This is a genomic window from Dellaglioa sp. CoH-56-MRSF-11, assembly GCF_056782135.1.
Genome location: NZ_JBXAYE010000001.1, coordinates 96,102 through 122,508 on the forward strand (window position 1 = coordinate 96,102; position 26,407 = coordinate 122,508).

The window sequence follows — 26,407 nt, forward strand, 5'->3', positions numbered from 1 at the left end:
AACATGGGAATTGTTATTTCATTAGCAAACCAAAAAGGTGGCGTTGGTAAAACAACAACGAGTGTGAATTTAGGCGCTTGTTTAGCCGAGCTAGGCAAGCGTGTTTTATTAATAGATACGGATGCTCAAGGAAATTCAACAAGTGGTGTTGGTATTGAAAAATCAACAATAAAAAAAGATATTTATGATGTTTTAGTTAATGAATTTCCAATTAAGGAGACAATTCTAGCTACTAGTCATAAAGGATTAGATATCGTTCCGGCAACCATTCAATTGGCTGGTGCTGAGATTGAATTAACACCGCAAATGGCTCGTGAAACAAGATTATTGGATGCCGTTAAAACAATTGAAGATCAGTATGATTATATTTTAATAGATTGCCCGCCATCACTTGGATTGATTACAATTAATGCCTTTACAGCTAGTAAATCAATTTTAATTCCTGTTCAAAGTGAATACTATGCTTTGGAAGGTTTAAGCCAATTGCTTAACACAATTCGTTTAGTTCAAAAGCATTTTAATCCAGATTTAGCCATTGAAGGCGTTTTAATGACAATGTATGATGCACGTACAAATTTAGGCGCAGAAGTTGTGTCTGAGGTGCAAAAATATTTTGCAGAAAAAGTCTACAAGACAATTATTCCGCGAAATGTCCGCTTGTCTGAAGCACCTAGCCATGGGATGGCAATTATTGATTACGATCCTAAGTCGAAGGGTGCTCAAGTCTATATGGAATTGGCAAAGGAAGTGTTAAAAGCGCATGGTAAATAATAAAAAAGGTCTTGGAAAAGGGATTAACGCGTTATTTCAGGATGAACTTGATCAATATGATGATACAAAAGAATCTGTTGTTCGTTTAAACTTAGCTGAAATTCGCCCTAATCCTTACCAACCTCGTAAAACATTTGATGAAGATGCCCTAAAAGAATTAGCTGCGTCTATCAAAAAATCAGGTGTCTTCCAACCAATTATTGTAAGAGAATCAGTCATTAAGGGTTATGAAATCATTGCAGGAGAACGTCGTTTCCGTGCGTCTAAATTAGCAGGACTAACAGATGTCCCTGCAATTATTAGAACGATGACAGAAGAAGCAATGATGGAAGTTGCTATTTTGGAAAATTTACAACGTGAAGAATTGTCTCCTTTAGAAGAGGCAGAAGCTTATAACATGTTGATGGAAAAATTAAACTTAACGCAGTCACAAGTTTCAGAGCGATTAGGCAAAAGTCGTCCTTATATTGCTAATTATTTGCGTTTATTAGGATTGCCCAACTCAGTTAAAGAATTACTCCAAGTTGATCAGTTATCGATGGGTCAAGCAAGAACATTGCTGTCACTTAAAGATAAACAAAAAATTGGGGCATTAGCTAAAAGAACAGTTAAAGAAAATCTAACTGTTCGTGAGTTGGAAAAAGTAATTGCCCAAATGAACGGCGAAATTAAAAAGAATACTAAAAAAGTGAACGAAGTTGAAAAATCAATTTATGTTCAACAAAGTGAGAACTTGTTAAAAGAAAAATTTGGAACACAAGTTTCTATCCAACAGAGCAAAAAAAATCATAAAGGTAAGATAGAAATTGACTACTTATCAACGGATGATTTGAACCGTATTTTGGACTTACTTGATATTTCACTAGACTAGGAGGTTAGTCAGTATGTATGACTTACATGATATTGTTGAAATGAAAAAACCACATCCTTGTGGGACTAACCGCTGGGAAATCGTGCGAATGGGAATGGATATTCGCATTAAGTGTTTAGGATGCGGGCACCTTATTCTATTACCTAGACGAGAATTTGAAAAAAAGATGAAAAAAATGTTAGAAAAAGCAACAACAGAAGATAATACAAAATAAATGAAAAGAGTGACGTCTAATTATGGCATTAACGGCAGGAATCGTAGGATTACCAAACGTAGGTAAATCAACTTTATTTAACGCAATTACAAAAGCAGGCGCGGAAATGGCTAATTACCCATTTGCGACAATCGATCCAAACGTTGGGATGGTTGAAGTTCCAGATAAACGATTAGCACGTATCGATGAAGTAGTCCCTGCTAAAAAAATTATTCATACAACTTTTGAATTTACGGATATTGCCGGTATTGTTAAAGGCGCAAGTAAAGGTGAAGGACTTGGTAATAAATTTTTAGAAAATATTCGTCAAGTTGATGCTATTGTGCACGTTGTTCGTGCATTTGACGATGATAATATCACACATGTTTCTGATAAAGTGGATCCAATGGACGATATTGAAACAATCAACTTAGAACTTGTTTTTGCAGATTTAGATAGTGTGACAAAACGTTATGCTAAAGTTGAAAAAGTGGCTAGAACAAAAGATAAAGATGCGTTGGCTGAATTCAGTATTTTACAAAAAATCAAACCAGTTCTTGAAGCTGGACATGCCGTTCGCTCAATTGAATTTGATGAAGAAGAAGAAAAATATGTTAAAGGTATGTTTTTATTAACGAACAAACCAGTTCTTTATGTCGCTAATATTGCTGAAGATGACATGGCTGACCCAGATGCTAATAAGTATGTAAAATTAATTGAAGCCTTTGCAAAAGAAGAAGGTTCAGAATGTTTAGCCGTTTCTGCTAAAACAGAAGAAGAAATTGCTGAACTAGATGATGAAGATAAACTTGATTTCCTTGAAGCTGCTGGTGTTGAAGAATCAGGACTTGATCGCTTAATCAGGGCATCTTATAAATTACTAGGTTTAGCAACTTTCTTTACTGCTGGTGGTGCCGAAACACGAGCATGGACCTTTAAACAAGGGATGAAAGCACCTCAAGTTGCCGGAATTATCCATTCAGATTTTGAACGTGGATTTATCCGTGCTGAAACAATGTCATTTGCTGATTTAGATAAAAATGGAAGCGTCGCAGCAGTTCGTGAAGCTGGTCGTTTACGTTCCGAAGGTAAAGAATATGTCGTACAAGATGGCGATATTATTGAGTTCAGATTTAACGTCTAAATAAAATAAGTCAGTAGGGGTTGTTAGTCATGTCAGAAGAAAACAAAGTCGAAGAAACATCAGTTGAAGAGAGAAATGCGACAGCTGCAGCAAAACAAAAAGAACATTTAGAAAAAGAAACGAAGTTACAGGATAAAGGACCCTTTGCGGGATTAACGAAGCGTAATGAAGATTATGTTTACCGTTTAAATAGTATTTTGAAAGATTCAAAAATTAATGATGAAAAACGAAATACGGTCATTGGTGAAATTGTTGCAGAACTTCGCACCGAACAGCATAAAGGTGTAACAGCAACTAAACTATATGGTCCTGTTAGTACAAAAGCAACTGATATCATTATGGGCCCACAGAAAAAAGCTGCAGAACCAACAAGTAGTTTTTGGTTAACAGCTTTAGATAATGGGTTGATGATGTTATTAATTTTTGCTGGTATGTACGGTGTTATGGGATTAATGAGTAAAACAAGTACGCAAGCAGAAGCTTCTGGTGCTGGTGGATTATTAACACTACTAATCACATCAATTTTGGGTGGTATTGGAGCAGCGCTCTTCTACAAAAAATATGGCCCAAACGTCAAAAAAGAAGACAAACCAGCTTTCTGGGTTACATTACTAGTATTTGTAGCCTTTCTTGCAGTATGGATTCTTGCCTACATGTTAGTGGCATTGATTCCAGGACCACTTAATGCATTGTTGCCAGCCCCTGTTTATCTTGTAATTGCATTAATCGCATTTGCAGTTAGAATTTACGTTAAACGTCGCTATAATATCAACCGAACAATGTTTTAAATTGATTGATATCTTGAAAAGAGTTCAGGTAAAATTTTTGAACTCTTTTTTGTTACAGTTAAAAACGATTATAGGTTAATAAGAATCGGACGATAACCTTGACCAATGTTGAGTTTATCTGGTATGTTAGTAAACAAAATAAAAGTAGAAAGCTGGTTTTAAAATGTCAAATTGGGAAACGAAGTTCGTTAAAAAAGGATTTACTTTTGATGACGTGTTGTTAATACCTGCAGAAAGTCATGTATTACCGAACGAGGTTGATATCAGTGTACAATTAGCTAAGAATATCAAATTAAATGTCCCAATTTTAAGTGCTAGCATGGATACTGTTACAGATTCTAAAATGGCGATTGCTATGGCTCGCCAAGGTGGCTTAGGTGTTATTCATAAAAATATGAGTATCGAACAACAAGCTGAAGAAGTCAGAAAAGTAAAACGTTCTGAAAGTGGCGTTATTATTGATCCTTTCTATTTAACACCGCAACATTCTGTTGCAGATGCTGAACAATTGATGAAACGTTACCGTATTAGTGGTGTTCCAATCGTTGAAACATTAGAAAATCGCTTATTGATTGGTATCATTACGAATCGTGATCTACGTTTTGTTTCTGATATGTCAGTCCTAATTGATAGTGTTATGACTAAAGAAGGATTAGTAACAGCTGCGGAAGGTACTTCGCTTAAAGAAGCTGAAAAAATACTCCAAAAAAATAAAATTGAAAAATTACCAATCATTGATAAAAATGGTCGTTTAACTGGTTTAATAACAATTAAAGATATCGAAAAAGTTGTTGAATTTCCTAACGCAGCTAAAGATGAACATGGCCGCTTACTTGCTGCTGCCGCTGTTGGTGTTACAAGTGATACATTTGAACGTGCTACAGCTTTACTAGATGCTGGTGTTGATGCTTTAGTTATCGATACTGCTCATGGTCATTCAGCCGGTGTTATCCGTAAAATTACTGAAATCAGAGCACAATTCCCAGAAGCAACTTTAATCGCAGGTAATGTCGCAACTGGCGAAGCAACTCGTGCCCTTTATGATGCTGGCGTTGATGTTGTTAAAGTTGGAATAGGACCTGGATCAATCTGTACAACACGGATTGTTGCTGGTGTTGGTGTTCCGCAATTAACAGCTATTTATGACGCTGCTGAAGTAGCTCGTGAATATGGTAAAACAATCATCGCTGATGGGGGTATTAAATACTCTGGTGATATCGTTAAAGCCCTTGCTGCCGGTGGTAACGCTGTGATGTTAGGTAGTATGTTAGCTGGAACTGATGAAGCTCCTGGTGAATTTGAAATTTATGAAGGTCGTCGTTTCAAAGTTTACCGAGGTATGGGAAGTTTAGCAGCTATGGAACAATCAAATGGTTCTTCTGATCGTTACTTCCAAAGTGGCGTAAATGAAGCTAATAAGTTAGTGCCAGAAGGTATTGAAGGTCGTGTATCATACAAGGGTAGTTTAGCTGATATTGTTTTCCAAATGGTTGGAGGCTTACATTCAGGTATGGGTTACGTTGGTGCTGGAACATTGAAGGCATTACAAGATGACGCACAATTTGTTCAAATTTCAGGTGCTGGTTTAATTGAATCACATCCACATGATGTTCAAATTACCAAAGAAGCACCTAATTACTCAGTTAAATAATAATTAAAAAGGCGTGATTTCTTTCAGATGAAAGAAGTTACGTCTTTTTTAATGGAGAGTTTTAAATTATAAATAAGACTCTAATGATTAATCATGATTTGATGCAAAATCATTGTATACAGTAAAAGGAATACGACATTAGTTAGAAATATTAATTTACTTAAAAATAAGTATCAATTGTGGAAGTATTTAAATTTATAGACTACACTACGAGTATAAATATTATAGGGGGTTACGAATATGTTAATTATTGATTACGTTCATGGGGAACAGCTACAAGCAACTTATAAAACGGCAGCAGCTTTTGTTGCGATGATGCAATTGGAAGTACCTGAGTTTGAAGATTATTATAAAATTACTAAAGTAACGGAATCTGGTAAAGAGATTGAGTTATCAGATAAAACAATGGGCGGTTTATTTAACTACTTATTAGAACGTGGATAATAAAAAATGGAAAGCTTTCGTTTTTTACGAAAGCTTTTTTTGTACTACTTAGATTAAGTAGATTTAACCAATTCTTTAAAGTTATCGTGTGTGATATTTGATACAATATACTATAAGTAAAGAAAAGTCAGGAGATATCCAATGAAAATTTTAGTTGTAGATGATGAAAAAGAAATCGTTGATTTAATCTCTATTTATTTAAAAAATGAAGGTTACGAAGCAATTACTGCTCAAAATGGACTTGAAGCGATTGAAAAATTAGAAGAAATGCCAGAAATCGGTGTAATGATTCTCGACGTTATGATGCCTAAAATGAACGGAATGGATGTCATTAAAGAGGTTCGTAAAACTTCAGAAATTCCAATATTAATGGTTTCTGCTAAAACAGAAGATATGGACAAAATTCGTGGACTGATTACAGGTGCTGATGATTATGTTGTTAAGCCATTTAACCCATTAGAAATTATGGCACGTGTTAAATCATTACTCCGTCGTAGCCAAAACTCGAATCCGGCACCTGATGTTGCACTTGAAATAGGACCGCTAATTATTAAAAAAGATTCTCATGAAGTTCAAACAGTTGAAGGTAGTGATATTCAATTAACTGCTTTAGAATTCGGTATTTTATATTTATTAGCCTCACATCCAAATCATGTGTACTCTGCGGATGATATTTTTGAACAAGTTTGGCAACAAGAATCAATTATTTCTGCCAAAACAGTAATGGTCCATGTGAGCCATTTACGTGATAAAATTGAAGCAGCAACAAACGGTGATGATATTATCAAAACCGTCTGGGGCGTTGGATACAAGATAGAAATGCATTAGTGAGGGGTTATTTTTGAAATTAACTGGTAGAGAAAAAAGTGAATTAATCGCGGAAGGATTCATCACGATTATTCTATTAATTTTACTGAATTTATCAATTTTTATTCTATTAAATCAGACGATTGCTTCAAACCCAGGACTTGAGAATGGTATTTTTCAAATTAAGACGGCATTAACTTTTGGGCCGAATGATTTCAATGTCTGGAGTTGGGGGAATGTTTTTGTTGCGTTCATGCTTATTGTGGACGTTGTCGTGCTCTATTGGCGACTAATTCGACGTTATCATCAAATGCAGTTACGTCATGTTATTTCAGAATTGCATTATATTGCGGACGGTCATTACGATCATCAAATTCCTTTTAAACTACAAGGTGATATGGCGCGGGTCGTTTCAAGTATTAATGCTTTGGTTCAAAGTACGATTGAATCAATGGAAGAAGAACGTCGAATTGAGAATTCAAAGGATGAGCTGATTACCAATGTTAGTCACGATATTCGAACACCATTGACATCAATTATCGGTTACTTAGGTTTAATAGAAGATAATCAATATAATTCGCAAGAAGATTTACTATCTTACACACATACAGCATTTGTGAAATCAAAGCAGATGAAGGTTTTAGTAGAAGATTTATTTGAATACACAAAAGTGCGACAGACGTCGACGCCAATTAATGCGATTAATTTTGATATGAATCAAATGTTAGAACAATTGGCAGCTAGTTTTGAACTTGAAGCTAAAAATAAAGAAATGACAATTAGTAGCAATACGAACCCTAACCCGTTAATGATGGAAGCTGATACTGAAAAATTAGGCCGTGTTTTTAATAATTTAATATCAAATGCCTTAAAATATGGGGCAGGCGGTAAACATATTTATTTAGAAGCAGAAAAAATTGGTCAGGAAGTTATCGTAAAAGTAACTAATGATGGCCCTAAAATACCTGAACAATCACTTAATCAATTATTTGATCGGTTTTACCGAGTGGAAGAATCTCGTTCACAAAAAACGGGCGGAACTGGATTAGGGCTTGCCATTGCTCAAAGTATTGTCACGCTCCACGGTGGGTACATATATGTTGTCTCAAATGAAGAGCTAACTAGTTTTGTTATTCATTTACCATTGGGTAAGAATATAAAATTAACTAGAAAGCAAGAAGAACAGTTGCAAGAATAGCTATTATTGGGTATTCTTAAATGAATAAGAGAAGTTAAGAGGGTAAAGAGAAAATGATATTTTTAAAACGTACAAAGAAATTCGTAATTGGGCTTATTTCAGGGGCAGCACTATTTACTGGGGTTTCAGCAATGGGACTTCAAGATGAGGTTAAATCTGTATCAGCTGCAACAACCAGTTCAAGCGCTATTAATTTAACAGCTAAAGCTGCTTTAGCAATTGATGCAGATACTGGACAAGTAATCTATGAAAAAAATGCTGATGCTGTTTTACCAATTGCATCAATGACAAAATTAATTTCGATTGATGTTATTTTAGATCAAATTAAAAGTGGTAAATTAACTTGGGATCAAAAAGTTAAGATTGATAACGATTCTTATAAAATTAGCCAGGATACATCATTATCAAACGTTCCGTTGAGTAAAACGAAATCATACACAGTTAAACAACTGTATGATGCTAGTTTAATTTACTCAGCAAATGGGGCTATTATGGCACTTGCTCATGAAGTATCGGGATCGCAAAAAGATTTCGTAACATTAATGCGTGCAAAGGTTAAGTCATGGGGAATTACAGATGCTAAGATTGATAACGTTTCTGGTTTAACTAATAGCGATATCAGTAAAGCTGATCGATACCCCGGTTCAGCCGCATCAGATGAAAATGAATTAACTGCCAAAGATATGGGAATTGTTGCTAAAAACTTACTTAAAAAGTACCCAGAAGTATTAAAAACAACAAGTATCAAACGTAAATATTTCGATAAAGGAACATCTGACCAAACACTAATGGAAAACTGGAACTGGATGTTACCTGGTTTAGCTAAGGCATATACAGAATTACCTGTTGATGGATTGAAGACAGGTACTTCTGACAAAGCTGGTGAATGTTTTACAGGAACTGTAAAAAAAGATGGTCATCGAATTATTACGGTCGTTTTAGGATCATCACACAAGAGTGAAACGGATGTAAGTCGTTTTACAGATACACAAAAAATAATGTCATATGTATTTGACATGTTCAACGTGGAAACAATCAAGGCTGGTACAATATTTAAAAACGCCGATAGTTTACCTGTATTTCATGGTAAAGAATTAACAACTAAAGTTATGCTTAAATCTAATCAAAAAGTTTGGTTGAAAAAAGGCGAAACAGTTAAGTCGATTATTTCAGCTAAAGTATCAGAAAATACTGATTTAGTTAAGAAAACAGGATTAGAAGCCCCAATTAAGGCTAATAGTGATATTGGAACGCTTAAATTAACTGGTAAAGATAATGCGTTATCTTATGTTGATGGCAAAAAATCACTTTCTGTTACAGGAACGAATAAAGATGCCATTGAAAAAGCTAACATTTTTGTTATTATGTGGCGTGCAATTACTAACTTCTTTGGAAATTTATTTTAAATCAATAAAATCATCTCTGATTTCTAGGGTGATTTTTTTGTCTATATGGGCAATTTAGTCGTGTAAGATTAAAAAAACATTAAAAAGAAAATAAAAATTTGTTGTTCGTGGACATTTGATGTATATTATAACGTATCGATAAAATTTTATAGTAGAAATAATTAATTTAGGGGGCACCAATTTTAATGAAAATGATTAAGAATGAATTTAAATTTGTTGGAAAGAATAGAATACTTCTAGTTTCAACAATTGTTATGATGCTTATTCCGATTCTGTATGCTGCTTTCTTCTTGAAATCAGTTTGGGATCCATATGGCAAAACAAGTGATTTACCAGTAGCAGTCGTTAATAACGATGAATCTGTTAAATATAATGGAACGACATTGGATGTTGGTGATCAACTTGTAAAAGAGTTGAAGAATAATGACCAATTGAAGTGGACATTCGTTTCTGCAAAACAAGCAAAACAAGGAATGAAAGACAACAAGTACTATACAACAATTACGTTGCCTAAAAACTTCTCTTCAAATGCTGCAACTTTAATGGATACAAATCCTAAAAAGATGAAAATCACGTACGATACTAATGCATCTCGTAACTACATTGGTGAAGTTATCAGTGAAACAGCAGCAAAACAATTAAATAGCCAAATTCGTGAATCAGTCACGAAAGCATATGCAACAGCTATTTTCGGCCAAGTTAAAACAATCGGTAAAGGCTTTAAGACAGCTGCAAGTGGTTCTAAAACATTGTCTGATGGTACAGTAACATTGAATGATGGCTTAAATAGCTACATTACTGGTGTAGGAACTGTTAATAATGGTGTTCAAACACTTTCAACTAGTGTTGTTCCATTAAAAAATGGTGTTCAAAAATTAGCAACAGGCGCTGGTTCTTTAAGTGCTGGATTATCAAAACTTAATAATAGTACAGGTACATTAGCTTCAGGTGTATCGAAACTAGATACTGGCTCAACAACATTAGCAAGTGGTGTAAAAGGTTATACTAATGGAGTTACTGAATTAAATAGTGGTTTGAGTCAATTAAGTTCAAATTCTCAAGCATTAAATGATGGAATAATTACCTTAAGAGGTGGTATTACAACAGTTCAAGCGGGTAACCAATCGTTAACTAAAAGCTTGAAGGAGTCTGCTGCAACTTTAGATACACAATTAAATAGTCCAGATTCACAAGCTGAAATGGCAAAATTAATGGCTGGATTTACAGCATTAGATTCAGGAATTTCTAAGTTGAATTCTGAATTAAATGGCACAAATGCGCCTAATATTGATGCTAAAAAATTAACAGCCGATTTAACTCAAATTGGAGCTAATACTAAACTTGTTGCCGCTAAAGCAACAGATGCTGGTTCACAATTGAGTGAATTAAATAATAGTCTTTATAGTACAACTAACGCATCCAGTGTTGCTGCACAACTTAAGGATGCGCAAAGTAATATGGGTGCTTTAGTTACCTTTGTAAAATCACCTGATTTTGCAGCTTTAGAGAAATCTAATCCAACGTTAGCAAAAAGTATTGCTGCTTCTGTTAATGGATTAGGAAGTAATCTTCAAACTGCTGGCACAAGTTTAGCAGCATCAGGTAATAATACAACAAAAATTAAAACAGATTTATCTGATATGACAACACCGTTGACTGATAACGGTGACAAATTAAAATCGATTCAAAAAGAATTAGCAGCTATTCAAGAATTACTACCTAAATTACAAGCATTAAAGGCGGGTGTTGCCGAGTTATCTGCTCAAGAACCACAAGTAACAGCAGGTGCTAAGAAAGCCATTGATAAACTAATGGCTGGATTAAATACTGTTAAAACTGGTTTAACGCAGACAGGTTCTGGCACAAAGGAAAGTCCTTATGGTGCTATCCAAGCAACAGACTTACTAAATGCTGGATTAGGTCAAATTATGGCTGGGTTAAATGGTACAGATAAAACTCCTGGCTTAATTCCAAGTGTACAAAAATACACTGCAGGTGTATTAAGTGCTAATAATGGTTCTAAAACATTAATTGGAAACAACAGTGCCTTAGTATCAGGCTCGAGTCAATTAAGTACTGGATTATCAACATTGAATGGATCAGTACCAACATTGACATCAGGAGTTAGTCAATTAGCTACTGGCTCAGGTACATTATCAAATGGTTTAGTAAGCTTGAATGAACAAGTACCAACACTTGTTGCTGGAGTTGATAAATTAGCTGCAGGGACTCAAAAATTAGATGATAACTCAGCTAAATTAGGTGATGGTTCTAAATCACTTAAAAAAGGGTCAAAAACATTAGCTACTGCTCTTAAAACAGGATCAGATACAGTTAATGGAATTAAAGCAACTAACAAGACAGCTAATATGTTTGCAGCACCTTCAGAATTGGAACATAAGAATTACAGTTATGTTCCTAACTATGGACATGCTTTAGCACCATATGTTCTTTCACTTGCATTATACGTTGGGGCAATCGTCTTTAACTTTGCATTCCCAATCCGTAAAATTTCAACTGAAGGTCAATCAGCAACAGCTTGGTTCTGGAGTAAAGTTGCTATTGGAACTGTCGTTGCCCTTGGTATGGCACTTGTTGAAGTTACAGGGATGCTTATGTTTGGATTACAAGCAGACCATATTGCTGAAACTTACTTAATTGCAACAGTATTCTCGTTAACATCGATGTATCTTGTTATGGCACTTGCTATGGCATTTGATAATCCTGGTCGATTCGTGGCCATGGTTCTCTTGATGTTACAATTAGGTGGCGCTGGTGGTACGTTCCCAATGGAAGTTACGAATAGCTTTTTTAATGCCATCCATCCATTCTTACCAATGACATACTCAACCTTAGGGTTCCGTGAGTCATTAACTTCTGGAATGGTTAGTGGACAAATTGGCATGAGCGTATTTGTTCTTGCAATCTTCGCTATCGTTTCATTAGTTCTATTATGGGTTGCTATGCAAATTCTTCAAAGAGTTGGACTTGCTGGTAAATCACAATTAGATGATAATCAAAAATTACAAGATTTAGAAAAATAGATTATTAAATAGAGTTACGCAAAATTAATTTTGCGGGCTCTATTTTTTTGATTGAATATATTTAGAATGGGTTAATTAAATTGAGGTTCTTAATCTTAGTCCTAATGGTCGTAATAATAACTAAAAAGCGGTATACTGTTACTATTAATATTTAAAACAATAGGAGGCCAAATTATGTTAAGTCATTTTGATGAAAAAAATGTTGAAGTTAACGAAAAAGGAATTCCATTTCCAGCTGATACACGTGTTAGTTTTGAAACAAATAACGAGTTCTTTACTGGTGTCGTTGAAAAACAACTAAAAAATTCGGCTATTATTAAATTCGATAAGGAATTTATTAAGAATGAAACAGCTGAAGAATTAAAACATAAAATTGTTGTTAGTTATGCAGGATTAGAATTAATTAAATAATCAGGATTAGAGATTAGCGTGCGTACTTAGCGCTAATCTCTTTTTTTAAATTAAACTAAAAGGGGGAAGTCAGAATGAATAGGTGGATCCAGAAATATCTAGATAAAGCTAGTTTGTTGGCCTCTCCCGTACAAATTGTTGTCTTTTACTATTTAGCATTGATTGTAGTAACAAGTATTTTATTATGCCTTCCGTTCTTCAAACAACCTGGTGCTAGTGTGCCATTTATTGATACAATATTCATGGCAGTCTCAACGGTTAGTGTTACAGGATTAACCACATTTCCGTTAGAGCAAGTCTATAACAATAACGGTATCATCTTACTAGAAATGCTTTTTCAAATAGGTGGTTTTGGTATAACAATGCTCTCAACGTTTATTATGGTAATTGCTGGTCGACGCATTGGGTTGCAACAACGCAGGCTAATTCAAACTGATATGAATCAACCGCATTTAAGTGGAAATGTTCGTTTAGTTTATTCAATTTTCGGCATTATGCTAGGGATTCAAGCTTTTTTTGGTGTGATATTTTCAATTTATTTATATGTACGTGATGGCTTTGAACATCTAGCTGCGTCAATTTTTGATGGCTTTTATATTGCAATATCTGCGTTAACAAATGCGGGATTTGACGTTACTGGGAAATCTATTATCCCTTATTCGAAAGATTACGTCTTTTTATTTTTAATTATGATTTTAATTTTTATAGGTGGTTTAGGATTTCCCGTTATTATTGAAATTTTAGCGTGGATCAAGGTTACGTGGTTCAAACCAGGACATAAAAAATTTAGATTTTCATTATTTACAAAATTAGCAGGTAGTTTTGCGATTGGATTTTTCTTTATTGGAACAATATTAATTTTCTTATCTGAACATAATGGTTATTTTGCACATAAGGATTTCGTTGAGAGAGTTATGACAGCTATGTTTTATAGTATTACAACGCGTAATGCCGGACTACAAATTAATCAAATTAGTGATTTTAATACGACAACCTTATTGATTTTTTCTATGTTAATGTTTATTGGTGCTAGTCCAAGTTCAGTTGGTGGTGGTGTTCGAACAACAACAATTGGGATTTTAGGATTATATTTGTTATCGTTTATTCGTGGACATAAGAATGTGAATATTTTTAATAGAAGGATTCATGAAAATGATATTCAAAAATCAGTAGTAGTTGTTAACCTATCGATATTTATGTGTTTAATCGCGGTCTTTATTTTAAGTATTACGGAGAATCATTCGTTGATTTCGCTGATTGTAGAAGTAACTTCTGCTTTTGGAACGACGGGATTATCAACGGGAATTACCAGTTCATTAAGCATTATCGGTAAAATGGTCATTATTATTTTGATGTTTGTTGGACGCGTAGGGATGTTATACATGTTAATATTCTTTGTTTCGAAAAAAGAACGGGATGAAAAGTATCGTTTTCCATCAGAACAGATCATTATTGGATAACTTTTTGATTAGAGTTACTAAATAATGAGTATTAAGAAACAGATGTATGCTATAATTTATATCGTTAAACCAACTTTATATTATTGGAGGACTATCGTGAAAGAAACAGAGAAACGCTGGCTCACAGTTCTTAAAATTGCGATGCCGCTTTGCCTGAGTTACGTCCCAATTGGACTCGCATGTGGTATTTTGTTGCATGCAGCAGGCTTCAATACGATATTAGCAGGATTAGTTTCCATACTTGTCTTTTCAGGTGGTGCACAGTTTTTAATTGCATCAATGTTGACGATTCAGTCGCCAATTCTTTCAATTGTTACTATGCTATTTTTCTTAGAATTACGGTATGCGTTATTAGGTGCTAGTTTGTCACAGTACATTCGAGGAACTAGTCGTAAGTTTTTATACATATTTGCGGCATCACTAAACGATGAAAATTACGCAGTAAACTATTTAAAATTTGCAACAGATAAAGAATGGAAACCAAAAGATGCCTTGATGGTTGAACATTATTCATTATTATTTTGGACGATGAGTAATATTGCAGGTAGTTTAATTGGTGCTGGGTTAAAAATTAATTTAAGCATTGTTGAATTTGCATTAACTTCATTATTTATTTACATGATAGTCATGCAACTTAAAAATTATCTCACAATTATTATTAGTATTCTTTCAGGTATTTTAGCAATTATTTTCATGTCATTGTTCCAAAGTACGATGGGATTAGTTGTAGCAACTTTACTAGCTTCCTTTGTTGGATTTATTATTGAACATGAAATTGTTAGAAAAGGTAAACGAAATAAATTATTAAATACGATTAAACCAAAAGCAAGTCGACATACAATAAGTAGAAAGTCTAAAGTTTCTGAGGAAAGTTAACTATGGAAATGACAACAATGGATCATTTTTTATTAATTATTTTATCTGCAATTGTTGCATATTTACCGCGATTTATTCCATTACGAATTTTTTCATCTCGAGAAATCCCAGAATGGTTTAATGAATGGATGAAGTATGTACCCGTTGCGTTATTTTCAGCATTAGTTTTTAAAGACCTTTTTATTGATTCAAGTTTTCAATTTGTGGGCGTAGATAACGTCACAAAATTAATAGCGGCTGTGGTTGTATTCGCAATCGCATATCGTACGAGATCAATGGGATTATCTGTTGTACTTGGACTTTGCGCTATTATGCTGTTGTCACTTATATTATAAATTAAGTAAATAAGAATTTAGTTTCTCTCAGGGACTAAATTCTTATTTTGAATAACGGTTGAAGGATGTTCCATGATATAATAACAGCGATATAAATATAGGGATAAGAGGTGTGGTTAAAATGAAAAAATGGGTATGGGGATTAGTTGCAGTTGTTATAGTAGGTATGTTTGGTGGCTACGGTTTAACGAAACATGCAGAAGCAAATAAAAATTATAATACAGCCATGAAGAACGGTAAAACTGCGATTCAAGATGCAGAATATACTGAGGCAGAAAATTATTTTGATGTCGCTTTAAAAAAGAAATCAAATGATGCGACTGCACAAGCTTACAAGACACAGGTGACACATTACAAGGCAGTAATTAACAAAACTGAAGATCGTCAGTATAGTAAAGCAAAGGATGCAATTAGCATCGTGCTAGCGGATCATGATGGATCAGCAGTCATTAAAAAACGAGCAACAAATTTGAAAAAAGAATTAACAACGGTTCTTGAAAAACGTGCGCTATTCATAAAAACATATAATGAAGCAATGAATTTAAATACAGAATATAGCTACACAGCATCAAACGATAAATTAACTGAAATCTTAAAAGATAGTAGTATTGATAAAAATTATTACTCAGATTTAAAGAAAAAAGCAACAGACTTACAACAAAAAAATGATAAGAATTTGGCAACGATTGGCTACCCAACAAGTAGTTCTTCAAGCAGTTCTTCAAGTAGTTCGAAAAGTTCAACACCATCATCTAAAAGTAGTGGTTATGGGTCGGAGTATAGTATACCAGAAATAAAAAACAATTCGTCAGCTACGTTGACGTCAGAAGAACAAGCCGCTGCATCATCGTATTCAGGTTCGAATGAATATACAACAAGTTCATCTAACATAGTAGATGGTAACGGTAAAGCAATTACAGCATCACGTATTAAGGCAGCACGAGACTCAATTAAATTTGCTGGTGTTAACCCTAACTCATTTAGTGATTCAGATGTTGTAAAAATTATTAAACAGGCTGTTAAAGAAACAACAAGTGTTAAAGCTATTGCAGCGCGAGATTACAAATAAATTAGTATTTTAAGAGTGTGATTCTAAATTTTAGGATTATGCTTTTTTCTTAACCTCCACTGAAAACGTTTACTTTTAATTTGGTGCAAAGTTATTATATAGTAGAAATAAGGGGGAATATGACATGTACTTAGCTGTTAAAGAGATTAAATATAATAAACTTCGGTATGGTCTGATTATTTTCACCATCTTTTTAGTTTCATATCTCATTTTTTTTTAACGGGATTGGCTTTTGGGCTTGCGAACAATAATCGGTCTTCAATTGATAATTGGGATGCGGATAACATTGTTATCAGTCAGTATGCGAATAATAATTTGGCATCTTCCGAGATACAAAAAGACTCACTTCCTAAGATTTCAGGGTCAAAATCAGACTACGCTTATTTAGGTCAAATGATGGGCGTTGCTAGTCGGAAAAACGAACCAAAAGCTAATATTAGTGTTTTTGGAGTTCAATTTAATCAATTTTTGAAGCCTAAATTAGTTCAAGGCAGAATGCCGCAGAAAGTTAACGAAGTAGTTGTTGATAATGGATTAGATGCCACTAAATTAGGCCAAAAAATAAAAATTAATAATGCGAAACAAGAATATAAAGTAGTGGGGATAACGACGGGTAATAAATACACAACAGCACCAGTTGTCTATTTACAATTAGCTGACTATCAAACGTTACGTTATGGCCCGGACAATCCGACTGAAAAAATTAATGCAGTTGTTTTAAAAAATTCAGCTAAAATTAAAAAAGATCAACAATTAGCGACATTAACAATGGACAAGGTGATTAACAACATACCGGGATATGGTCCAGAAGTGAAGACCTTTACGTTAATGATTGGCGCCTTATTTGTCATTATTGCGTTTATCGTAGGTATCTTTATGTATATTTTAACCATTGAAAAAACAGCCGTTTATGGCGTGTTACGTGCACAAGGAGTTTCTAGTGGGACTTTGGTTAAAAGCTTAATTTGGGAGTCGTCATTACTAGGTTTACTAGGAATTGGATTGGGTATTATTGCAGATGTGGCAACAGCGCTATCGTTACCAGCTGCCGTCCCATTTTTAAATAATGTCTTCTTAGTCGTAGGATTTTCGGTTATCTTATTATTGATGATCATTCTAGGATCACTATTCTCCATTTTTAAAATATTACGTGTTGATCCACTTGATGCAATTGGAGGTGTCTAAATGAGTTTAATGCAATTATCTGATGTTTCTAAAACATTTGGAAAAGGTGATAATAAAAAGTTGGCTCTTGATAATATTGATTTAGTTGTTGAGAAAGGGACGTTTATTGGCTTGACAGGTCCATCAGGATCTGGAAAAACAACGTTGCTGACCATTATGGGTGGATTACAAGGATTAACCGATGGAACAATTTATTTTAAAGATCAAGAGATCGGACAATTAAGCGAAAAAGAGCGAACTAGGTTACGATTTAATGAATTTGGGTTTATTTTACAAGGGTCTAATTTAGTCCCATTTTTAACCGTTTTAGAACAATTTGAATTAGTCAATAAAATGAAAACTAAAAAAGAAAGTCGTAATCCCGAAATGATGTTACGTGACTTAGGTGTATGGGACCAAAGAAATCAATATCCTGCTAGTCTTTCAGGTGGTCAAAGACAACGCGTTGCAATCGCTAGAGCATTATTTGGGCAACCGGAGCTCATCTTTGCTGATGAGCCAACGGCAAGCTTAGATAGCAAAAGAGCGAAGCAAGTTGCAGCCCAGCTAGCCGATATTACTAAAAAGACGGGACAAACGATTATTATGGTTTCACATGATGAAGATGTCTTGGCATATACAGACCAAACATTTTTTATGCGAGATGGACAGCTCACAAAAGAATGATTTTTAATGATAACGAAAAGAGAACCGCAATTGCGGTTCTCTTTTCGTTTAAAGTTTTACTATTTTAGTGGAGTCCATTTCCAGTTATTAACTTCTGGAAGATCATCACCATTTTCACGGATGTATGATTCATGTTTAGCAACCATAGCTTCCATTTCTTTAACAAATTTATCGCCTGCAGCGCCTAAGTTGCCAGCTTGTAAGACAGCATCTTTAGCAAGGTTGTAACGATCCATTTGGTTCAAGACACGCATATCGAATGGTGTAGTGATATCACCATTTTCACGGTAACCATGGATTGAAACATTGTGGTTATGACGATCATAGAAGATGTCACGAACCATAGCTTCGAAACCATGGAATGCGAATACGACTGGTTTATCAGTTGTAAAGTAACCGTCAAATTCTTCATCAGAGAAACCACGAGGGTCAATCTTAGGATGACGTAATTTTAAGATATCTACAATATTGATGAAACGAATCTTCAATTCTGGGAATGCTGAGTTTAAAAGACTAACAGCAGCTAAAGCTTCTAAGTTAGGTTCTGAACCAGCAGCAGCAATAACAAGATCAGCATCATCGCCCTTAGCAGTACTTGCCCAATCGATAACTTTCAAACCATTGTCAACAAGTTCTTGAGCTTCATCAGCTGAGTAGAATTGAGGACGTGGTTGTTTACTTGAAACGATTAAGTTAATAAGTTCTTCACTTTGAAGAGTCTTATTCATAACAGCTAATAAACTGTTAGAATCAGCAGGTGTATATTCACGGATAAATTCAGGTTTCTTATCAGCTAAATGACCAAGCATACCTGGATCTTGATGAGTATAACCATTGTGATCTTGTTGGAATACAGTTGATGTTGCAATAACATTCAATGATGGGTATTGTTTACGCCATGTTTGTTCTTTGGCTTTACGTAACCACTTGAAATGTTGTGTCAACATTGAATCAACGACACGTAAGAATGATTCATAACTAGCGAAGAAACCATGACGTCCAGTTAAGACATAACCTTCCATCCAACCTTCAGCTTGATGTTCTGATAATTGTGAATCAAGAACACGGCCTACAGGACTTTGCCATTCGTCGTTACCTTCTTTGATTGGTTCTAACCATTGACGGTTAGTAGCTTCAAAGATAGCATTCAAACGGTTTGATTTTGTTTCATCTGGTCCGAAGATACGGAAGTTTTTAGGGTTTTCTTCAATAATATCACGAGCGAAGTCACCGAAAATAATCATATCTTGTGCTGTAACAGCACCTGGAGTTGATGTATCAACAGCATTTTTCTTCCAATCAGGCATAACTAATTTTTGAGGATTAATACCACCGTTAGTAATAGGGTTCATTGCCATACGTTGGTTGCCTTTAGGTGCCATTTCTTTTAGTTCAGGAATTAATTGACCGTCTTTTGTAAATAATTCTTCTGGACGGTATGATTTCATCCATTTAACAAGAGCATCAACATGTTCCATGTGACGTTGGTCTACAGGAATTGGAACTTGATGAGCACGGAATGAGCCTTCGATTGGTTCGTTGTTCCAGACTTCTGGACCAGTCCAGCCTTTTGGTGTACGAACAATCATAACAGGCCATTTAGGCATTGTTGCTTCTTCAGCTGGGTGTTTGCGAGCTTCAGTTTGGATTGCTTTAATTTTTTCGATAGCAAGATCCATTTTTTTAGCCATTTCAGGATGGATGATCTCAGGATCAGTTCCTTCAACGAAAATTGGATCCCAACCCATACCTTCAAAGTATTTTGTTAAATCTGCATCAGATTTACGTGATAAAATTGTAGGATTTGAGATTTTGAAACCATTCATATCAAGGATTGGTAATACAGCACCATCATTAACTGGGTTAATGAAGACATTTGAGAACCAACTTGCTGCTAATGGTCCAGTTTCTGATTCACCATCACCAATTACTGTAGCAGCAATTACGTCAGGGTTATCAAGAATAGCACCAGCGGCATGAGATAATGAATAACCTAATTCGCCACCTTCATGGATTGATCCTGGTGTTTCAGGAGCAGCATGAGAAGCGACACCACCTGGGAATGAAAATTGTTTGAACAATTTTTGCATACCAGTTAAGTCTTCAGTGATTGTTGGGTAGATTTCTGTATAACTACCATCAAGGTAAGCATTAGAAACCATAACTTGGCCACCATGACCAGGTCCTTCAATATAGAACATGTTTAAGTTATATTTATTAATTGCACGGTTTAAATGAGCGTAAATAAAGTTTTGGCCTGAGATTGTTCCCCAATGACCAATAGGGTTAACTTTGATGTCTTCAGGTACGACTTCAGTTTGTAATAATGGATTTTGTTTTAAATAAAGTTGTCCAACTGAAAGGTAGTTTGCTGCACGCCACCAAGCATCAACTTTATCTAAATATGATTTAGATGAAAAATCAGTTTCTGTCATAGTTACACACTCCTATATGTTTTATTTGCTAAAGTTATAGCGCTTTCTATATGTTCATAATAACAAACATTAAATAAAAGTCAATCATTTAATTCATTGGAACGTACCAATTATTTTAAAAAGTAAATAAAAAGCCGTTAAATAGCCTATTTAACGGCCATGAAAGTATTAAATTTAGAAAATTTATAATGAAATCTCATACTTGAATATTCAAATGGGGTACCATTATCTAAGAAGAAAATACCATCCATTATACTAACTGGTTCAGTTGGTTTTAAATTTAAAAGTTTTTGATCATTTTCGTCTGATGGTTCAGCGTAGATTGAAAGCGACGATTTAGTAACTGATTGATTCTGAATATCCTCCAAATAATTAAAAATTGATCCTTTAACAATTGTTTGAGATAAATTAGGAACAATCTTAATTGGAATATAGCCTGTTTCAATCATAAAAGGCGTTTTTTCAAATAAACGTAAGCGAACAATCTTGTAGACAAAATCATCTGTGTCTAAGAAAAGATTGCGTTGTAAATCTTCTGAGGGCGCAATAACTTCAAAACTTAGTACTTTAACTTTAGGGCTTTTACCATTCATTTCAAATCCGTCTGTAACACCTAAGTTAGAGCCTTCATAATTAAAAACGGTTTTATTTTTTAAATATAAGGGATTAATGAAGGTGCCGGAACCGCGTTTTTTAAAAATAATACCGTCGTTAGCCATTTGGCTAAGAGCTCGTTTTACTGAACTACGACTAATTTTATAAGTTTCACTCAAACTACGTTCATCAGGGAGTTTCATGTCGGGAAATTCATCTGCAGCGATTCTTTTTTTAAGTTTACTAATCAGTTGTTTGTAAATTAATTCAGCCATACAAGAGTACTCCTTTCGTAGAGTCAATCTTCATAGTTAACCATAAGTTTTAATAGACGACAAGTCGTCAACTTTCCGGAGAGATAATTATTTTAGAACAAAAAGGTAAGAATTACAGACATTTTAGTAAATATTTTGTACAATGAAGACTATAGTTAAAGGAGTGTGTCTATTGGAAATTTGGCAAAGTTTTATTGAAAATATTAAGTTACGTAGATTTGTTGTACTTTGTGTAATTATGGGTGTTATTTTTCTTGCGAAAGATGTCATTAGCATTGTTCTATTAACTTTTATATTTACATATTTAGTAGTCCGATTGATAAATGTTATTCAAAGACATTCATCAATTAATAGTCGAATAATTGTTATAGGAGTATATCTGGCAATTATCGCGCTGCTTTATTTGGCAGTTACTAAGTATTTTCCTATTTTAGTTTCGCAAACAGTTTCAATGGCACATTATGTGATTAATTTTTATCGTCATCCAGGTAAAGATACAAATCTTGTGATGGAATGGGTACTTAAATCTATTGGTAAATCTCAAATTGTGCCACAATTAAAAAGTAGTTTTACGCTTGTATTTCAATATATAACGAGCATTGGTTTTATGGCAGCAACATTTTTATTATCGCTTATTTTAAGCTTCTTTTATACGATTGAAAAAGATCAGATGACACATTTCTCAAAAAACTTTTTATCAAGTGATTTTGGTTGGTTTTTCCAGGATATTTACTTCTTTGGTGAAAAATTTGTTAAATCATTTGGTGTCGTTATTGAAGCACAATTCTTTATCGCAACTGTTAATACAGTTATTACTGTGATTGGGTTGTACTTCATGCATATGCCACAGCTCTTGCCTTTAGGAATATTAATTTTCTTATTAAGTTTAATTCCAGTCGCAGGGGTATTAATTTCATGTATTCCATTAAGTTTAGTTGGTTATTCGGTTGGTGGCGTACGTGATGTGGTTTACATCTTAATTATGTTAATGGTCGTTCATTTATTAGAATCATATGTATTAAATCCTAAATTTATGTCAAGTCGGACAGAACTACCTATATTCTTTACATTTGTAATCTTGTTAGTCAGTGAAGAATTATTTGGAACGTGGGGCTTGATTGTCGGAATTCCCATTTTCACATTCTTCTTGGATATCTTGGGTGTGAAGTCAATTCCTGGATCTAAAGGACGGATTGGTAAAATTAAAGGAATAAGGAAGGATAGTCAAACTGATGGTAAAGAAAAATAAATTTTTAGCTGATTTTAGAGTGAATAGAAAAAATACAAATTCAGTTAAATGGGATAGTTTAAAAGAGCAATATGGCGATGATAAATTATTGCCACTGTGGGTTGCAGATATGGATTTTAAAGCACCTAAAGCCGTAACTGATGCTTTAATAGCACGGGTACAACATGGTGTTTTTGGTTATTCAACAATTCCTGATTCATATTATGATGCCTTTTTTGATTGGCAACAATCTCGCTATGGGATTGAACTGCATAAGGAATGGATGAGATTTGGAACAGGGGTTGTAAATTCATTATATCAATTAGTCGATTTAATGACGGAACCAGGTGATAGCGTCTTAGTTCAAACACCAGTATATTACCCTTTTTATAGTGCAATTGAAGATAATAACAGACGTATCGTACGAACACCTTTGAAACATGAAAATAATCAATATGAAATGGATTTTGAAGCAATTGAACGAGATATGAAAGCTAATCACGTTAAATTACTTATTCATTGTTCACCGCATAATCCAGTTGGTCGCGTCTGGACTGAAGCTGAACTGACACAACTCTTTGAAATTTGTCGTGAAAATAAAGTGATGGTAATTTCGGATGAAATTCATCAAGATTTAATTGTGGGAAAAAAACCATTTGTATCAGCTTTATCAATAGACGAAGGTCGTTATCGAGATAATATGGTTGTCGTTAATGCTCCCTCAAAAACATTTAATTTAGCTGCTTTACAAAACTCGCATATCATTATTCCAAACGCGCAATTACGAGCTAAGTACGATAAAATGGTACAGCGTTTGAACAAACCTGAGGGTAGTTTAATGGGATGTGTTGCTGGAGAGGCGGCTTATCGTTCAGGAGCAGTTTGGTTAGATGAAATTCTGAGTATCGTAAGGACCAATTATTTAGAAGTCAGCCACCAATTAGTCAATAAATTTCCAGAAATTAAAATTAGTGAACTAGAAGGCACATACTTGATGTGGATTGACCTTTCAGCATATGTAAATCCCAGTCGGATGAAAGAATTTATTCAGAATGAGTGTGGCTTAGCTATTGATTATGGACAATGGTTTAGTGAAGAAACGCCAGGCTTTATTCGAATGAATTTGGCAACTGATTTAGGAACGGTTCAAACAGCTGTTGATCAGTTGTTAAAGGGACTCAAAAGTGCAAAGCTAAATCGCTTAAATTAGACTATTAATTTATTTCATTTCAGTGTAAAATAAACCAGTAAACTAAAAATAGAAAAAGAGGATTTTATCTTATGGCAAAATTAGTATTTATTCGTCACGGACAAAGTGAATGGAACTTATCTAACCTTTTCACAGGTTGGGTAGATGTTAACTTGAGCGAACAAGGCGTTGCTGAAGCACAAGCAGCTGGTAAAAAGATTAAAGAAGCTGGAATCGAATTTGATCAAGCTTATACATCTGTTTTAACACGTGCTATTAAAACATTACATTACGCACTTGAAGGTTCAGACCAATTATGGGTTCCTGAAATCAAATCATGGCGCTTAAATGAACGTCATTATGGTGCATTACAAGGCCAAAACAAAGCCGAAGCAGCAGAACAATTCGGTGAAGATCAAGTTCTTGTATGGCGTCGTTCATACGATACATTACCTCCACTTTTAAGCGCAACTGATGAAGGTTCAGCAGCTAACGATCGTCGTTATGCTGATTTAGATCCTAAAGCTATCCCAGGTGGCGAAAACTTAAAAGTTACTTTGGAACGTGTTATTCCTTTCTGGGAAGACGAAATCGCTCCTAAATTACTTGAAGGCAAAAATGTAATCGTTGCTGCACATGGTAACTCATTACGTGCCCTTACAAAATACATTGAAAACATCTCTGATGCAGACATCATGGGCGTTGAAATGGCAACTGGCGAACCAGTTGTTTACGATCTTGATGACAAATTAAACATCGTAAGCAAAATTAAACTTTAATATTAATAAAAAACCTGATGACAATTTTATGTCATCAGGTTTTTTTGTATTAGTCAATAATTGGCGAAAAAGTCGGTAGTTTTAGCAGTTAAAACCAGAAAGCGCTTGCCAAAGCAAATAATATGTATTATATTGATGTAATCGAATACACATTCTATTTGATAAATATATCAAAGAAATGAAGGAGAAACGTTATGGCAAAAGTTATTACTGTTTTGGGCTCAACTAATATTGATAAGGTTGTTTCTGTACCCCGTTTCGCAACTAGCGGCGAAACTTTACACACACCAAATCATCAAGTTGAAGCAATGGGTGGAAAAGGATTGAACCAAGGTGTTGCCGCTGCACGTTCTGGTGCAAAGACTAACATGATTACAAAAGTTGGTAAAGAATTTGATACCTCAAAGAATATGAATGTTGAAAACTTAAGCACTGAACATGTGATTGTTTCAGATACTGAAGAAACTGGACAAGCTTATATTACTGTTTCAGCCGAAACAGGCGATAATATTATCCATATTTATGGTGGCGCTAATGCTGATATGACACCAGCTGATGTACGCGCACATGAAGCTGCCATTGCTGAATCAGATTTTTTGATTGCGCAATTAGAAATTCCAACAGAATCAGTTATTGAAGGTTTCAAGATTGCACGCGAACATGGTGTTAAAACAATTTTGAACCCAGCTCCAATGCCTGAAAATGGTGGACTACCAGCTGAATTATTAGAATTAACTGATATTATTACACCAAATGAACATGAAACATTCTTATTGACTGGGATAGAAGTGACTGATGAACATTCAATGATACACAATGCTGCGTACTATTTTGAACGTGGAATTAATACCGTAATCATTACAATTGGCTCAGAAGGTTCTTTCTACATGCGTGATAATGGTGAAGAAGGAGTCGTTCCAGCATTTAAGGTTAAGGCTGTTGATACAACTGCTGCCGGCGATACTTTTATTGGTGCTACAGCAACACGTTTACATGCTAATTTAGATAATTTAGCTGAAGCTATGCGTTATGGATCAGCTGCTTCATCTGTAACGGTGTCACATGCTGGTGCACAACCAAGTATTCCAACTGAATCTGCTGTATTAGCTGTTTTGGATGCTAATAAATAAATTTAAATTGTTGAATGGGAGATAAATTATGCGTAAAACTAATCTTTTGAATACAAAATTATCAAATGCTATTTCTGAAATTGGACATACACAATGGTTAACAATTGGTGACTCAGGCCTACCAATTAAGGATGATGGACGTAAAATTGATCTTTCAATCGTACGTGGATTACCATTATTTATTGATGTTTTAGCTGCAACACTTTCTGAAATGAAAATTCAAAAAGCTTTTTTAGCTGAAGAAATTAAAACGGTTAATCCTGAACAATATGCTGCTATCAAGGCTTTATTAGATGATGATGTTGAAGTTGTTTTCATTTCACATGATGAATTGAAATCGATGAGTCGTGATGATAATAATATTGCTACAGTACGAACAGGTGAAATCACACCATTTTCAAATATCGTTTTGGAATCAAATGTTGATTTTGAAGGCGAAGCAATTAAATAGTTATTAA

25 protein-coding genes are annotated in these 26,407 nt (G+C 34.5%); 23 read left to right on the forward strand and 2 right to left on the reverse strand.

The features are described 5' to 3' along the window. Positions 1–3 precede the first annotated feature (3 nt). From AC1RPT_RS00475 to AC1RPT_RS00560, 18 genes are all read left to right on the forward strand, one after another. On the forward strand, positions 4–771 hold the full coding sequence (locus AC1RPT_RS00475) for a ParA family protein (RefSeq protein WP_409021824.1): 768 nt from the start codon (positions 4–6) through the stop codon (positions 769–771). After that, complete coding sequence (locus AC1RPT_RS00480) at positions 761–1,642, forward strand: ParB/RepB/Spo0J family partition protein (protein ID WP_409021823.1); 882 nt, start codon at positions 761–763, stop codon at positions 1,640–1,642. The genes AC1RPT_RS00475 and AC1RPT_RS00480 overlap by 11 nt, the downstream gene beginning before the upstream one ends. 13 nt (positions 1,643–1,655) lie before the next feature. Further along, positions 1,656–1,856, forward strand: a complete 201-nt coding sequence (locus AC1RPT_RS00485) for a DUF951 domain-containing protein (RefSeq protein WP_409021822.1) — start codon at positions 1,656–1,658, stop codon at positions 1,854–1,856. Positions 1,857–1,878: 22 nt separating this feature from the next. Next, positions 1,879–2,979, forward strand: coding sequence for a redox-regulated ATPase YchF (ychF, locus tag AC1RPT_RS00490; protein WP_481761066.1), 1,101 nt, complete (start codon positions 1,879–1,881; stop codon positions 2,977–2,979). Positions 2,980–3,008: 29 nt separating this feature from the next. Continuing rightward, positions 3,009–3,767 carry a DUF1129 family protein gene (locus tag AC1RPT_RS00495; RefSeq protein ID WP_481761065.1) on the forward strand — a complete coding sequence of 253 codons (759 nt, stop codon included), beginning with the start codon at positions 3,009–3,011 and terminating at the stop codon, positions 3,765–3,767. 163 nt (positions 3,768–3,930) lie between these two features. After that, on the forward strand, positions 3,931–5,418 hold the full coding sequence (gene guaB / locus AC1RPT_RS00500) for an IMP dehydrogenase (protein WP_481761064.1): 1,488 nt from the start codon (positions 3,931–3,933) through the stop codon (positions 5,416–5,418). A 240-nt stretch (positions 5,419–5,658) separates the two neighbouring features. Further along, a complete protein-coding gene (locus tag AC1RPT_RS00505; RefSeq protein ID WP_481761063.1) occupies positions 5,659–5,862 on the forward strand; it encodes a hypothetical protein in 204 nt (67 codons plus the stop codon). Positions 5,863–6,003: 141 nt separating this feature from the next. Further along, the gene (locus AC1RPT_RS00510; protein WP_409021818.1) at positions 6,004–6,690 is read left to right on the forward strand and encodes a response regulator transcription factor; all 687 of its coding nucleotides are present in this window, start codon (positions 6,004–6,006) and stop codon (positions 6,688–6,690) included. A 13-nt stretch (positions 6,691–6,703) separates the two neighbouring features. Then, positions 6,704–7,867, forward strand: coding sequence for a sensor histidine kinase (locus AC1RPT_RS00515; protein ID WP_481761062.1), 1,164 nt, complete (start codon positions 6,704–6,706; stop codon positions 7,865–7,867). Positions 7,868–7,920: 53 nt separating this feature from the next. Beyond that, a complete protein-coding gene (locus AC1RPT_RS00520) occupies positions 7,921–9,273 on the forward strand; it encodes a serine hydrolase (RefSeq protein ID WP_481761061.1) in 1,353 nt (450 codons plus the stop codon). 185 nt (positions 9,274–9,458) lie between these two features. Continuing rightward, positions 9,459–12,317: a YhgE/Pip family protein gene (locus tag AC1RPT_RS00525; RefSeq protein WP_481761060.1), complete on the forward strand. Its 2,859-nt coding sequence runs from the start codon at positions 9,459–9,461 to the stop codon at positions 12,315–12,317. Positions 12,318–12,491: 174 nt separating this feature from the next. Further along, positions 12,492–12,728 carry a hypothetical protein gene (locus tag AC1RPT_RS00530; RefSeq protein ID WP_409021814.1) on the forward strand — a complete coding sequence of 79 codons (237 nt, stop codon included), beginning with the start codon at positions 12,492–12,494 and terminating at the stop codon, positions 12,726–12,728. A 74-nt stretch (positions 12,729–12,802) separates the two neighbouring features. Continuing rightward, on the forward strand, positions 12,803–14,188 hold the full coding sequence (locus AC1RPT_RS00535; protein ID WP_481761059.1) for a TrkH family potassium uptake protein: 1,386 nt from the start codon (positions 12,803–12,805) through the stop codon (positions 14,186–14,188). A 96-nt stretch (positions 14,189–14,284) separates the two neighbouring features. After that, a complete protein-coding gene (locus AC1RPT_RS00540) occupies positions 14,285–15,064 on the forward strand; it encodes an AzlC family ABC transporter permease (protein ID WP_481761058.1) in 780 nt (259 codons plus the stop codon). Positions 15,065–15,066: 2 nt separating this feature from the next. Further along, on the forward strand, positions 15,067–15,399 hold the full coding sequence (locus AC1RPT_RS00545; protein ID WP_409021810.1) for an AzlD domain-containing protein: 333 nt from the start codon (positions 15,067–15,069) through the stop codon (positions 15,397–15,399). Positions 15,400–15,520: 121 nt separating this feature from the next. After that, positions 15,521–16,468, forward strand: coding sequence for a hypothetical protein (locus tag AC1RPT_RS00550; RefSeq protein ID WP_481761057.1), 948 nt, complete (start codon positions 15,521–15,523; stop codon positions 16,466–16,468). 225 nt (positions 16,469–16,693) lie between these two features. Next, positions 16,694–17,653: an ABC transporter permease gene (locus AC1RPT_RS00555; protein WP_481761056.1), complete on the forward strand. Its 960-nt coding sequence runs from the start codon at positions 16,694–16,696 to the stop codon at positions 17,651–17,653. Continuing rightward, positions 17,654–18,319, forward strand: coding sequence for an ABC transporter ATP-binding protein (locus AC1RPT_RS00560; RefSeq protein WP_481761055.1), 666 nt, complete (start codon positions 17,654–17,656; stop codon positions 18,317–18,319). It begins immediately after the preceding gene. A gap of 59 nt (positions 18,320–18,378) precedes the next feature. Here AC1RPT_RS00560 and AC1RPT_RS00565 read toward each other — a convergent pair whose 3' ends face one another. Then, positions 18,379–20,754: a phosphoketolase family protein gene (locus AC1RPT_RS00565; RefSeq protein WP_481761054.1), complete on the reverse strand. Its 2,376-nt coding sequence runs from the start codon at positions 20,752–20,754 to the stop codon at positions 18,379–18,381. Between the two features lie 146 nt (positions 20,755–20,900). Beyond that, positions 20,901–21,623 carry a GntR family transcriptional regulator gene (locus tag AC1RPT_RS00570; RefSeq protein ID WP_481761053.1) on the reverse strand — a complete coding sequence of 241 codons (723 nt, stop codon included), beginning with the start codon at positions 21,621–21,623 and terminating at the stop codon, positions 20,901–20,903. A gap of 172 nt (positions 21,624–21,795) precedes the next feature. On the opposite strand from AC1RPT_RS00570, the gene AC1RPT_RS00575 reads away from it, so the two are divergent. From AC1RPT_RS00575 to rbsD, 5 genes are all read left to right on the forward strand, one after another. Beyond that, positions 21,796–22,872: an AI-2E family transporter gene (locus tag AC1RPT_RS00575; RefSeq protein WP_481761052.1), complete on the forward strand. Its 1,077-nt coding sequence runs from the start codon at positions 21,796–21,798 to the stop codon at positions 22,870–22,872. After that, positions 22,856–24,061: a MalY/PatB family protein gene (locus tag AC1RPT_RS00580; protein WP_481761051.1), complete on the forward strand. Its 1,206-nt coding sequence runs from the start codon at positions 22,856–22,858 to the stop codon at positions 24,059–24,061. The genes AC1RPT_RS00575 and AC1RPT_RS00580 overlap by 17 nt, the downstream gene beginning before the upstream one ends. A gap of 71 nt (positions 24,062–24,132) precedes the next feature. Beyond that, positions 24,133–24,819, forward strand: a complete 687-nt coding sequence (locus AC1RPT_RS00585) for a 2,3-diphosphoglycerate-dependent phosphoglycerate mutase (RefSeq protein ID WP_409021802.1) — start codon at positions 24,133–24,135, stop codon at positions 24,817–24,819. Positions 24,820–25,013: 194 nt separating this feature from the next. Next, positions 25,014–25,949 carry a ribokinase gene (gene rbsK, locus AC1RPT_RS00590; protein ID WP_481761050.1) on the forward strand — a complete coding sequence of 312 codons (936 nt, stop codon included), beginning with the start codon at positions 25,014–25,016 and terminating at the stop codon, positions 25,947–25,949. A gap of 28 nt (positions 25,950–25,977) precedes the next feature. After that, complete coding sequence (rbsD, locus tag AC1RPT_RS00595; protein ID WP_409021800.1) at positions 25,978–26,400, forward strand: D-ribose pyranase; 423 nt, start codon at positions 25,978–25,980, stop codon at positions 26,398–26,400. Positions 26,401–26,407 lie beyond the last annotated feature (7 nt).